11 protein-coding genes are annotated in these 12,472 nt (G+C 59.6%); 7 read left to right on the top strand and 4 right to left on the bottom strand.

The window, feature by feature from the left end:
* The first annotated feature begins 223 nt into the window (after nucleotides 1-223).
* The 7 genes from glyA to fdhA all read left to right on the top strand — a co-directional run bounded on the left by glyA (nucleotide 224) and on the right by fdhA (nucleotide 9,264).
* A complete protein-coding gene (glyA, locus tag F0169_RS19445; protein WP_152747370.1) occupies nucleotides 224-1,477 on the top strand; it encodes a serine hydroxymethyltransferase in 1,254 nt (417 codons plus the stop codon).
* A 22-nt stretch (nucleotides 1,478-1,499) separates the two neighbouring features.
* Complete coding sequence (locus F0169_RS19440; RefSeq protein ID WP_152747369.1) at nucleotides 1,500-2,750, top strand: sarcosine oxidase subunit beta; 1,251 nt, start codon at nucleotides 1,500-1,502, stop codon at nucleotides 2,748-2,750.
* Between the two features lie 15 nt (nucleotides 2,751-2,765).
* Nucleotides 2,766-3,068 (top strand): sarcosine oxidase subunit delta, encoded by a 303-nt coding sequence (locus tag F0169_RS19435; protein WP_058415201.1) that lies wholly within the window; start codon nucleotides 2,766-2,768, stop codon nucleotides 3,066-3,068.
* On the top strand, nucleotides 3,065-6,082 hold the full coding sequence (locus F0169_RS19430; protein WP_152747368.1) for a sarcosine oxidase subunit alpha: 3,018 nt from the start codon (nucleotides 3,065-3,067) through the stop codon (nucleotides 6,080-6,082). The genes F0169_RS19435 and F0169_RS19430 overlap by 4 nt, the downstream gene beginning before the upstream one ends.
* Before the next feature lie 123 nt (nucleotides 6,083-6,205).
* Entirely contained in the window at nucleotides 6,206-6,838 is a 633-nt protein-coding gene (locus tag F0169_RS19425; protein ID WP_058415203.1) for a sarcosine oxidase subunit gamma, read from the top strand.
* Nucleotides 6,839-7,002: 164 nt separating this feature from the next.
* The gene (gene purU / locus F0169_RS19420) at nucleotides 7,003-7,860 is read left to right on the top strand and encodes a formyltetrahydrofolate deformylase (RefSeq protein WP_099234747.1); all 858 of its coding nucleotides are present in this window, start codon (nucleotides 7,003-7,005) and stop codon (nucleotides 7,858-7,860) included.
* A gap of 204 nt (nucleotides 7,861-8,064) precedes the next feature.
* Nucleotides 8,065-9,264: a formaldehyde dehydrogenase, glutathione-independent gene (gene fdhA, locus F0169_RS19415; protein WP_058415205.1), complete on the top strand. Its 1,200-nt coding sequence runs from the start codon at nucleotides 8,065-8,067 to the stop codon at nucleotides 9,262-9,264.
* A 133-nt stretch (nucleotides 9,265-9,397) separates the two neighbouring features.
* Here the strand turns inward: fdhA and F0169_RS19410 are convergent, their stop codons facing one another.
* The 4 genes from F0169_RS19410 to F0169_RS19395 all read right to left on the bottom strand — a co-directional run bounded on the left by F0169_RS19410 (nucleotide 9,398) and on the right by F0169_RS19395 (nucleotide 12,161).
* On the bottom strand, nucleotides 9,398-10,033 hold the full coding sequence (locus F0169_RS19410; protein ID WP_152747367.1) for a hypothetical protein: 636 nt from the start codon (nucleotides 10,031-10,033) through the stop codon (nucleotides 9,398-9,400).
* Nucleotides 10,030-11,190, bottom strand: coding sequence for a DUF2515 family protein (locus F0169_RS19405; protein ID WP_152747366.1), 1,161 nt, complete (start codon nucleotides 11,188-11,190; stop codon nucleotides 10,030-10,032). The genes F0169_RS19410 and F0169_RS19405 overlap by 4 nt, the downstream gene beginning before the upstream one ends.
* Nucleotides 11,191-11,208: 18 nt before the next feature.
* Nucleotides 11,209-11,706: a PAAR domain-containing protein gene (locus tag F0169_RS19400; protein WP_058415208.1), complete on the bottom strand. Its 498-nt coding sequence runs from the start codon at nucleotides 11,704-11,706 to the stop codon at nucleotides 11,209-11,211.
* Between the two features lie 194 nt (nucleotides 11,707-11,900).
* Nucleotides 11,901-12,161 carry a hypothetical protein gene (locus F0169_RS19395; protein ID WP_017137997.1) on the bottom strand — a complete coding sequence of 87 codons (261 nt, stop codon included), beginning with the start codon at nucleotides 12,159-12,161 and terminating at the stop codon, nucleotides 11,901-11,903.
* Nucleotides 12,162-12,472 lie beyond the last annotated feature (311 nt).

The raw sequence follows: 12,472 nt of genomic DNA, 5'->3' as shown, positions 1-12,472 counted from the left end.
TCCAGGCAGACCAGCCTCCACCCAAGCCAGTTTCCAGGCCAGCTCCCACACACGCCAGCTCCCCACCAGCCTGTTCCCGGATTTGTTCGGTGTTGTTTCGCCAATGTCGTAAACGCACCTTTGCGTGGCGTCCGTAGGCATTTGACCTGCGGGCGCCAGCCCTACCATCGCATCAAAGGGCCCTGCACGGGCCTCAACAATACGAAAGGCTGGGAGAGACGCGATGTTCAGCAAGAAAGACCAGATCCAGGGGTATGACGACGCATTGCTGGAGGCGATGAATGCCGAGGAGCAGCGTCAGGAAGATCATATCGAGCTGATCGCGTCGGAGAACTACACCAGCAAACGTGTGATGCAAGCGCAAGGCAGCGGCCTCACCAACAAATACGCCGAAGGCTACCCCGGCAAACGCTACTACGGTGGCTGCGAACACGTGGACAAGGTTGAGGTGCTGGCCATCGAACGTGCCAAGCAGTTGTTCGGCGCCGATTACGCCAACGTGCAGCCGCATTCCGGCTCATCCGCCAACAGCGCGGTGTACCTGGCGCTGCTGAATGCCGGTGACACGATTCTTGGCATGAGCCTGGCCCACGGCGGCCACCTGACCCACGGCGCCAAAGTGTCGTCCTCGGGCAAGCTGTACAACGCGGTGCAATACGGCATCAACACCGCCACCGGCTTGATCGACTACGACGAAGTCGAGCGCCTGGCGGTTGAGCACCAGCCGAAAATGGTTGTGGCGGGTTTCTCCGCCTACTCCAAAACCCTGGACTTCCCACGCTTTCGCGCAATCGCCGATAAAGTCGGTGCGTTGCTGTTCGTCGACATGGCCCACGTCGCCGGCCTGGTCGCTGCCGGCCTGTACCCGAACCCGCTGCCCTACGCCGACGTGGTCACCACCACCACCCACAAAACCCTGCGCGGTCCGCGTGGCGGTTTGATCCTGGCCAAGTCCAACCCGGAGATTGAGAAAAAGCTTAACTCGGCCGTGTTCCCCGGCGCTCAGGGCGGCCCGCTGATGCATGTGATCGCCGGCAAAGCGGTGTGCTTCAAGGAGGCCCAAGAGCCAGGTTTCAAGGTGTATCAGCAACAGGTCATCGATAACGCGCAGGCCATGGCCGAGGTGTTTATCAAGCGCGGCTACGACGTGGTGTCCGGCGGCACCGACAACCACTTGTTTCTGGTCAGCCTGATCCGTCAGGGCCTCACCGGCAAAGAGGCCGACGCTGCCCTCGGCCGTGCGCACATCACCGTCAACAAGAACGCCGTGCCGAACGACCCGCAGTCGCCGTTCGTGACCTCGGGCCTGCGCATCGGCACCCCGGCGGTGACCACGCGTGGCTTCAAAGTGCCGCAGTGCATTGAGCTGGCCGGCTGGATCTGCGACATCCTCGACAACCTCGGCGACGCCGATGTGGAGGCCAACGTGGCCAAGCACGTGTCTGCCCTGTGCGCTGATTTCCCGGTTTATCGCTGAGCGCGGTTTTGGAGTAATGACTATGCAACGCTACTCGGGCTTCGGCCTCTTCAAGCACTCACTCAGCCACCACGAAAACTGGCAGAAGATGTGGCGCACGCCGACCCCTAAAAAGGTCTACGACGTGGTCATTGTCGGCGGCGGCGGGCATGGTCTGGCCACCGCCTATTACTTGGCCAAGGAACACGGCATCACCAACGTGGCCGTGGTCGAGAAAGGCTGGTTGGGCGGTGGCAACACGGCGCGCAACACCACCATCGTGCGCTCCAACTACTTGTGGGACGAGTCGGCGCACCTGTACGAACACGCGATGAAACTCTGGGAAGGTTTGTCGCAAGACCTCAACTACAACGTGATGTTCTCGCAGCGTGGCGTCTACAACCTGTGCCACACCCTGCAAGACATCCGTGACTCCGAGCGCCGCGTCAGCGCCAACCGCCTCAACGGCGTCGACGGTGAACTGCTCAACGCCAAGCAAGTGGCCGACGAGATCCCGTACCTCGACTGCTCAAAAAACACCCGCTACCCGGTACTCGGCGCCACCGTGCAACGGCGCGGCGGCGTGGCGCGTCACGATGCCGTGGCCTGGGGCTTCGCGCGTGCGGCTGACGCACTCGGCGTGGACCTGATTCAGCAGACCGAAGTGGTCGGCTTTCGCAAGGAAAACGGCGTGTGCATCGGTGTGGAAACCAACAAAGGCTTTATCGGCGCCAAGCGCGTCGGTGTAGTGACCGCCGGTAACTCCGGGCACATGGCCTCGCTGGCGGGCTTCCGTCTGCCGATCGAATCCCACCCGCTGCAAGCGCTCGTTTCCGAGCCGATCAAGCCGATTATCGACAGCGTGATCATGTCCAACGCCGTGCACGGTTACATCAGCCAGTCCGACAAGGGCGACCTGGTGATCGGCGCCGGTATCGACGGCTATAACGGTTACGGCCAGCGCGGCTCGTACCCGGTGATCGAGCACACCATTCAGGCCATCGTCGAGATGTTCCCGGTGCTCTCGCGCGTGCGCATGAACCGCCAGTGGGGCGGCATCGTCGACACCACGCCGGACGCCTGCCCGATCATCTCCAAGACCCCCGTGCCGAACATGTTCTTCAACTGCGGTTGGGGCACCGGTGGCTTCAAGGCCACGCCAGGCTCAGGCAACGTGTTTGCCGCAAGCCTCGCCAAGGGTGAAATGCACCCGCTGGCGGCACCTTTCTCCATCGACCGTTTCCACAACGGTGCGCTGATCGACGAACACGGCGCTGCGGCCGTCGCCCACTAACAGGAGAAATTCCCTATGTTGCATATCTTCTGTCCTCACTGTGGCGAACTGCGCTCCGAAGAGGAATTCCACGCCGCTGGCCAAGCGCACATCCCGCGCCCGCTGGACCCGAATGCCTGCACCGACGCCGAGTGGGGCGACTACCTGTTCTTTCGCGATAACCCGCGTGGCCTGCACCACGAACTGTGGATTCACGCCGCCGGTTGCCGCCAGTATTTCAACGCCACGCGCGACACCCTGACCTACGAAATTGTTGAAACCTACAAAATCGGCGAGAAGCCGCAATTCACCGCCAAGGCCGCTGGAGAGAAGGTATGAGCCAGATCAATCGCCTGTCCAACGGTGGCCGCATCGACCGCAATAAAGTCCTCACGTTCAGCTTCAACGGCCAGAGTTACAAAGGCTTTGAAGGCGACACCCTGGCCGCCGCGTTGCTGGCCAACGGCGTCGACATCATCGGTCGCAGCTTTAAGTACTCGCGCCCGCGCGGCATCTTTGCTGCCGGCGCCGAAGAGCCCAACGCAGTGCTGCAGATCGGCGCCACCGAAGCCACCCAGATTCCCAACGTGCGCGCCACGCAACAGGCGCTGTATCAGGGGTTGGTCGCGACCAGCACCAACGGCTGGCCGAACGTTAACAATGACGTGATGGGCATTCTCGGCAAGGTTGGCGGCAAGCTGATGCCGCCGGGTTTTTACTACAAAACCTTCATGTACCCGCAATCGTTCTGGATGACCTACGAGAAGTACATCCGCAAGGCTGCCGGGCTGGGCCGCTCGCCAACCGAGAACGACCCGGACACCTACGACAACTTCAACCGTCACTGCGACGTGCTGATTGTCGGCGCTGGCCCCGCGGGTTTGGCTGCGGCACTGGCGGCCGCACGCAGTGGTGCGCGCGTGATCATCGCTGACGAGCAAGAAGAGTTCGGCGGCTCGTTGCTTGACTCGCGCGAAAGCCTCGACGGCAAGCCTGCGGCTGAATGGGTCGCCAGCGTGATCGCTGAACTCAAAGCGCTGCCGGACGTGGTGCTGCTGCCGCGCGCTACCGTCAACGGCTACCACGACCACAACTTCCTGACCATTCACGAGCGCCTCACCGATCACCTCGGCGACCGAGCGCCGATCGGCCAGGTTCGCCAGCGTATTCACCGTGTGCGCGCCCAACGCGTGGTGCTGGCGACCGGTGCGTGCGAGCGCCCGCTGGTGTACGGCAACAACGACGTACCGGGCAACATGCTGGCGGGTGCGGTGTCTACTTACGTGCGTCGCTACGGCGTGGCGCCGGGTAAAAAACTGCTGCTGTCGATCAACAACGACCACGCCTACCGCGTGGCGCTGGACTGGTTCGACGCCGGCCTGGCGGTGGTGGCCGTGGCCGATGCGCGCCACAACCCGCGTGGCGCATTGGTCGAAGAAGCGCGCGCCAAAGGCATTCGCATCCTCACCGGCAGCGCCGTGATCGAAGCCCGTGGCAGCAAGCACGTGACGGCCGCGCGCGTCGCTGCTATCGACGTCAACGCACACAAAGTTACCAGCCCCGGCGAGTGGCTGGAGTGCGACCTGGTCGCCAGTTCCGGCGGTTACAGCCCGGTGGTTCACTTGGCCTCGCACTTGGGCGGCAAGCCGACCTGGCGTGAAGACATCCTCGGTTTTGTACCGGGCGAAGCGCCGCAAAAACGTGTGTGCGTCGGCGGTATCAATGGCGTCTACGGCCTGGGTGATTCCCTGGCGGATGGTTTTGAAGGCGGCGTGCGCGCGGCCAGTGAAGCCGGGTTCGCGCCGGTAGAAGGCACGCTGCCAAAAGCCTTGAGCCGTGTCGAAGAACCGACCTTGGCGCTGTTCCAGGTGCCGCACGAGAAAGCCACCGCCCGCGCGCCGAAGCAATTTGTCGACCTGCAAAACGACGTGACCGCCGCCGCCATCGAACTCGCGACCCGCGAAGGTTTCGAGTCGGTCGAACACGTCAAACGCTACACCGCGCTGGGTTTCGGCACCGACCAGGGCAAGCTCGGCAACGTCAACGGCCTGGCGATTGCCGCGCGTTCGCTGAACGTGAGCATTGCGCAGATGGGCACCACCATGTTCCGCCCCAACTACACGCCGGTAACCTTCGGCGCGGTGGCGGGCCGTCACTGTGGGCATATTTTTGAGCCGGTGCGCTACACCGCGCTGCACGCCTGGCACGTGAAAAACGCCGCCGAGTTTGAAGACGTCGGCCAGTGGAAACGCCCGTGGTACTTCCCGCGCAACGGTGAAGACCTGCACGCCGCAGTCAAACGCGAATGCCTGGCCGTGCGCGACAGCGTCGGCCTGCTGGACGCGTCGACCCTCGGCAAAATCGACATTCAAGGCCCGGATGCGCGTGAGTTCCTCAACCGCATCTACAGCAACGCCTGGACCAAGCTTGACGTGGGCAAGGCGCGTTACGGCCTGATGTGCAAGGAAGACGGCATGGTCTTCGATGACGGCGTGACCGCCTGCCTCGCCGACAACCACTTCCTGATGACCACCACCACCGGCGGCGCCGCCCGCGTATTGCAGTGGCTGGAAATCTACCAACAAACCGAATGGCCGGACCTCAAGGTGTACTTCACTTCGGTTACCGACCATTGGGCGACCATGACTTTGTCTGGCCCCAACAGCCGCAAGCTGCTGGCGCACGTTACCGACATCGACCTGGACAAAGACGGCTTCCCGTTCATGACCTGGAAAGAAGGCCTGGTCGGCGGCGTGCCGGCGCGGGTGTTCCGTATCTCGTTCACCGGCGAGCTGTCGTATGAAATCAACGTGCAGGCCGACTACGCCATGGGCGTGCTTGAACAGATCGTCGAGGCGGGCAAGCAGTACAACCTGACGCCGTATGGCACCGAAACCATGCACGTATTGCGCGCCGAGAAGGGCTTCATCATCGTCGGCCAGGATACCGACGGCTCGATGACCCCGGACGACTTGAACATGGGTTGGTGCGTGGGCCGCACCAAAGCGTTCTCGTGGATCGGCTGGCGCGGGATGAACCGAGAAGACTGCGTGCGTGAACAGCGCAAGCAACTGGTCGGGCTCAAACCGATTGATCCAACCGTGTGGCTGCCGGAAGGCGCGCAGTTGGTGTTCGACGCTAAACAGACAATCCCGATGAAGATGGTCGGCCACGTGACGTCAAGCTATGCGCATAACTCGCTGGGTTATTCGTTTGCGTTGGCGGTGGTCAAGGGCGGCTTGAAGCGCATCGGCGAACGGGTGTTTTCGCCGCAGGCGGATGGCAGCGTGATCGAGGCGCAGATCGTGTCTTCGGTGTTCTTCGACCCGAAAGGCGAGCGGCAGAATATCTGATAGACCGAGGTGCCTGCATCGCAGGCAAGCCAGCTCCCACAGTTGGAATGCGTTTCCCTGTGGGAGCCGGGCTTGCTCGCGAAGACGCTAGTAGCTGCACAACAGAATTAGGAAAGGTGCTTTATGACAGCAGCCAACGTATACCAACAACGCCCCACCACCGGCGCCAAGGCCGAGTCGTCGCTGCACCATGCCGACCTCGCCAGCCTGGTCGGCAAAGGCCGCAAAAACGCCGGCGTGATCGTGCGCGAGAAAAAACTCCTCGGCCATCTGACCCTGCGTGGCGATGGCCATGACCCTGCCTTCGCCGCCGGCGTGCACAAAGCCGTCGGCATCGAATTGCCCGGCGCCTTGCAGGTGATCGTCAACGGCGAAACCAGCCTGCAATGGCTCGGCCCGGACGAGTGGTTGTTGATCGTGCCGAGCGGTGAAGAATTCGCCGCCGAACAGAATTTGCGCGCTGCCCTCGGTGAGCTGCACATCCAGGTCGTCAACGTCAGCGGCGGCCAGCAGGTCCTCGAACTCAGCGGCCCGAACGTGCGCGAGGTGCTGATGAAATCCACCAGCTATGACGTGCACCCCAATAACTTCCCGGTGGGCAAGGCGGTGGGCACGGTGTTCGCCAAGTCACAACTGGTGATCCGCCACACGGCAGAAGACACCTGGGAACTGGTGATCCGCCGCAGCTTCTCGGATTACTGGTGGCTGTGGTTGCAGGATGCCTCAGCCGAGTTCGGCCTGAGCGTAGAAACCTGAGGGTGAAACAGCCGTTGTGGCGAGGGGGCTTGCTCCCGTTGGAGCGCGCAGCGGTCCCAATAAGCTCACTGCATTTTTGCTGACAGAACCGAGTGCCTGATTTCATGGCTGCTTCGCAACCCAATGGGGCAAGCCCCCTCGCCACAAGGTTTGAGGATTCAAGTATGAGCCGCGCACCCGACACATGGATTTTAACCGCCGACTGCCCCAGCGTGCTCGGCACGGTGGACGCGGTGACCCGCTACCTGTTCGAGCAGGGCTGCTACGTTACCGAGCACCATTCGTTCGATGACCGGCTTTCCGGGCGATTTTTTATTCGCGTCGAATTTCGTCAGCCCGACGGCTTTGACGAGCAGGTTTTTCGCGATGGCCTGGCCACGCGCGGTGAAGCCTTTGGCATGATCTTCGAGCTGACGGCGCCGAACTACCGGCCAAAAGTGGTGATCATGGTGTCCAAGGCCGATCACTGCCTGAACGACTTGCTGTACCGCCAGCGCATCGGCCAACTGTCGATGGACGTGGTCGCGGTGGTGTCCAACCACCCCGACCTGCAACCTTTGGCCGACTGGCATCAAATTCCCTACTACCATTTCCCCCTCGACCCTAACGACAAACCGTCGCAGGAACGTCAGGTGTGGCAAGTGGTGGAAGACACCGGCGCTGAGCTGGTGATTCTTGCGCGCTATATGCAAGTGCTGTCGCCGGAACTGTGCCGCAAGCTGGATGGCAAGGCGATCAATATTCACCACTCGTTGCTGCCGGGGTTCAAGGGCGCCAAGCCGTATCACCAGGCCTACAACAAGGGCGTGAAGTTGGTCGGCGCCACGGCGCATTACATCAACAACGACCTGGATGAAGGCCCGATCATCGCCCAGGGTGTGGAGGTGGTAGACCACAGCCACTACCCCGAGGATTTGATTGCCAAGGGCCGCGATATTGAAGGGCAGACACTGGCCCGCGCGGTGGGGTATCACATTGAGCGGCGGGTTTTTCTAAACGCCAACAGGACGGTGGTGCTCTGACTGACGCCATCGGGAGCAAGCCCCTCTCCCACAGTTGAAGGTATTCACACCTCAACCCTGTGGGAGGGGCGGTGCGACGATTCGACCTGCTCCCGATGAGGCTCCAACAAACAACACAAGAAACAGCATCTGTACCCGAGCACTTAAACGCGCTGCCCACCCAAGGGCAACGCGGTTCCATAAAAACAACAGCGAGGTGAAAGCATGTCTGGTAACCGTGGTGTCGTGTATCTCGGCAACGGCAAGGTTGAAGTACAGAGAATCGACTATCCCAAAATGCAGGACCCGCGTGGCAGGAAGATCGAGCACGGCGTCATCCTGCGCGTGGTCTCCACCAACATCTGCGGCTCCGACCAACACATGGTGCGCGGCCGCACCACCGCCCAAACTGGCTTGGTACTCGGCCATGAAATCACTGGTGAAGTGATCGAGAAGGGCAGCGACGTCGAAAACCTGAAAATCGGCGACCTGGTGTCCGTGCCGTTCAACGTGGCGTGCGGCCGCTGCCGTTCCTGCAAAGAACAACACACCGGCGTCTGCCTGAGCGTCAACCCGGCCCGGCCCGGTGGCGCGTACGGCTACGTCGACATGGGCGACTGGACCGGCGGCCAAGCCGAATACGCGCTGGTGCCCTACGCCGACTTCAACCTGCTGAAACTGCCGGACCGCGACAAGGCCATGGAGAAAATCCGCGACCTCACCTGCCTCTCCGACATCCTGCCCACCGGCTACCACGGCGCCGTGACGGCTGGCGTTGGCCCCGGCAGCACCGTCTACGTCGCGGGTGCCGGCCCCGTCGGCCTGGCCGCTGCCGCCTCGGCACGCCTGCTGGGCGCGGCAGTGGTGATCATCGGCGACGTCAACCCGATCCGCTTGGCCCACGCCAAGGCTCAGGGTTTTGAAATTGCCGACCTGTCCACCGACACGCCGCTGCACGAGCAGATCGCCGCGTTACTCGGCGAGCCCGAAGTGGATTGCGCGGTCGACGCCGTCGGCTTCGAAGCCCGCGGCCACGGCCATGAAGGCGTGAAAGCCGAAGCCCCGGCCACCGTGCTCAACTCGCTGATGGGCGTGGTGCGCGTAGCCGGCAAAATCGGCATCCCCGGCCTGTACGTCACCGAAGACCCAGGTGCGGTGGATGCCGCCGCGAAAATGGGCAGCCTGAGCATTCGCTTCGGGTTAGGCTGGGCTAAATCCCACAGCTTCCACACCGGGCAAACGCCGGTCATGAAGTACAACCGCCAGTTGATGCAGGCGATCATGTGGGACCGCATCAAGATTGCCGACATCGTGGGCGTGGAGGTGATCAGCCTGGACGACGCGCCGCGTGGGTACGGCGAGTTTGATGCGGGCGTGCCGAAGAAGTTTGTGATTGATCCGCACAAGTTGTTCAGTGCGGCGTAAAGCCAAGGCCAAAATAAAGGGTGACCCTAGGGTTGCCCTTTTTTTGCGTACAGCACGTCCATCATGGTGTATGACTTTCTGCTGTATATTCTGATCTTCTTTTTTTCAAATAGGGCAGAAGTTGGAAGGGCTTTCACTTACTGAAGTAGTTCCGTCCTATGCTGATGTCGATTAAATATTTTGCGGTTGCAGGATTGCGCTCACTGCAGCGCTCATAACATTTTACGTTGATTGCAAGTGTAGAGTTGTGAGGTGTACCAAGTACCACTATCGCCACCTGTTCGAATAGTTCTTTTTGTAAGGATTTTTTTTGTAACTCGGTTGTTGTTAGCAGCCATGAGTGATCGTTGGCATTTTGTGGGCTCCATCCCGACTTTTTTAATGTTGATTGGATGCTTTCAAGAAGACTTGTCAGTTCAATGAAAGGCACCGCTTTTAACATCGGAGACGTCGTAATGTTCGAGACTTTTCCTTCGTCGTAGGTGATTGCACCAAATTTTGTGGGTGGTAATTCAAAACCATATTGTGAGTCGTCGAACTTGATAACGACCTGGCTGCTAATCCAGGTAGAGCTTGGGTGTGGTGGGTTGCCTGGGTATAGTACAGTCTTAGCCTTTACGGGAAACGTCGAGTCTCGTACAACGTCATCATAGGGCTTTCCGATATGTACACTAAGATTGTCTGGCTCTACATTGATGTATAGAAAATAAATTGACGTGGCGAAAAAGATTGGTATTAGTAAAAGTAGTGGGCGCATTAAGTGGGTCATGGGTTTACGCCTGCTCCCTTGGATATTTCAATGATTGAAAGTTTAAGCTGACTGTGTGTTTCAGAATTCTTCAGCAGGAGATCAAATTGAGCCGCTGCGCGTAGAACAAATTCCATTCTTTGGCTTGGGTCCGCCAAATTTGTAAAAGGGTTGCGTCCCAATGAAATTTTACGATTATCGGTGACCTTGCATTGGCTGGCTAACGTTAATTGAATCTCTTCTGGAACTCCAGTGCCTAGACCTGTCACTACGGATATAACATCACCGGCCTGAGTACCTTGCATGAGCCTCGCAAAACCGGATACGTCATACATGGCCGGCTGAAGAATATTTAGCTGCTCATGAGCGGCCATGTACTCCACGCTTTTAGCAATATTTCCTGATTCGATTGCTTGAAAGGTATCGGATACTTCGGTTCTCAATGTGCCAAACTCCACTTTATCTGCAATAGGCCAAAGCACGTCATCTTTCAAACTTCGGCGGTCCGGCAAACACTTCTGCATTTCCTCAAACCCGCGCACCATAAAAAACCGATGCAATGGATAAACGTCCAAAAACAAAGCTGTATTACCCAAGGCCAGCATTTCGTAAACGTAATCCAATTGTTGCTGCACCAGTGATCGCGAGTCATCGCCGAGGGTAATATCCATTGTTGGCAGCGGATTCTCTGACCTTGCTTTTTCTACCTCGTCCCAGACCTCTGAGTCAGCACGACTTAATTTAAATCCAAACCCCTCGAACAGAGTTTCAGACGGTGCCTCACGCAACTTTCGGTGCGCTTCTTTTTCTGCGGCTAAGCCTGTTTGCAATTTCGCAGCATGCAACAACCCACACCCTACTTGCTTGGAAGCAAACGCCGCCAACCCTGCCCACTGAAAGCGGTTATCCGCCAGCCACAACTGTGCATACGCCGCGTTGATCTTGCGGTTGCGTGCTTGTGGGTCGGCGATCAGTACGCCACCGGGGGCTACCCAGTCTTCGGCTTCTTTTTGAAAGCGGCGCCACAGGCAGTTGCACGTCAGCAGTGGGACTTCGACGGTGGTTGTCGGGTTTCTGCCGTCGTGGGTGGTTTCGCGTTTGCAGGCGGGCAGTTCGACGGTGGTTTCCCAAAGCTTTTTCATGTCCAGGTCGTCTGGCACGAGGGCTTGCGCAGTCATGTTTATCTTCCTTGATGTTCAGACGGTCCAGCGTACAACGGCGAGGTCGGGTTGCCGGGTGGCCACGCTTTGGGTCATGCCTTGAGCGTTGGTCTGGCCTTTGACGATGCGGCCTTCGGCGATTTCTATTTCATAGGCTTGCTGGGCAATCGGTTTGCCATCGGCGGCGCTGACGGCTTTGAAGGCTGCCAGCGGCTGGCCGATGATGGGCAGCGGCGGGATGAAAGGCGCCGGGGTGTGACTGTCGCCAATGATGATGTTGGCGGAGCCGCCGATCACCAAGCCGCCGTGGTCTGTGGTGCTGTCAAGTGTCATGGCGTTAAGGCCGTTGATCAACACCGTCGAAGAGAATGCGCCGCTTAGGGCTTGGCCGCAGGTGCATTTATCACCGAGTCGGGCGGCGGCGAGGCCGTTGAAAAATACGTCGGATGAGCCGCTGGCGATGGGGTTGGTGCCATGGCCTGGCAGGGGGCAGGTGGTCGGGTCCGTGACACGTGCGGCAGGTTTTCCTGACATGTGCATTCCGTTGTCTTGATGAGTTTAAAAACGTAGCAAGGGAACCTAGACAGCAAAGCCGGTGGGGTCAATCTTTTAGGGCTTGAAACGCAAAAACAGGCATTTTCTGTAGGACGACGTTTTGATCGCTGTCAGGCCTGCCTAAAAATACCGTGGGAGCGAGGCGCCTCGTTCCCACGGGCTTTACCGGCTGCTTACGCTTGCAAGCGGCGGCTGATGACATCCAGCAAGTCGCAACCGTCGCGCAACGGAATCGCGCAGAGCAGGGCGAAGTCCTGGAGGACCAGGTTGTCGGTGTTCAGGCCTTCGCGAAAGGCCAGGTTTTCCATGACTTGCGTGACCGCGCGGATGCGGTAGACGGCGGCGTCGTGGAGCACGTCGAGCGGGACTTGGGTGTCTATGAGCAGGGAGGGGGTGGTGGCGTCGTGGCCGGTGAGTGGCATGTATCGGTTCATGTTTTAAAACCCATTCTGGTAAAGGTGGGCTACACACTTATCCGTCGCCAAACGAATTGGGTGGCAGCTGTACGCAGGTTGGCGAACCGGGAATGGAACCGGCAGACCCGAAGGTCTCCCGCGCACAGCCGCCATGAAAGCAGCTATTGCGGACGCAAAAGAACCTGCAAACAAGCAGAAGCTTTTGCACCACTCACCGAGTCGCCAAACCCGTGTCGCCATATGGACGACGGCCGAACTATAAGCGCCATCGTTCGCCGGGAGCAAGTCGCACAGGCCGCTGAAGATCAATCAAATGTGGGAGCGGGCTT

It is taken from the genome of Pseudomonas kitaguniensis, from assembly GCF_009296165.1.
GTDB classification, from domain to species: domain Bacteria; phylum Pseudomonadota; class Gammaproteobacteria; order Pseudomonadales; family Pseudomonadaceae; genus Aquipseudomonas; species Aquipseudomonas kitaguniensis.
This window is presented reverse-complemented; position numbering and strand designations above follow the sequence as displayed.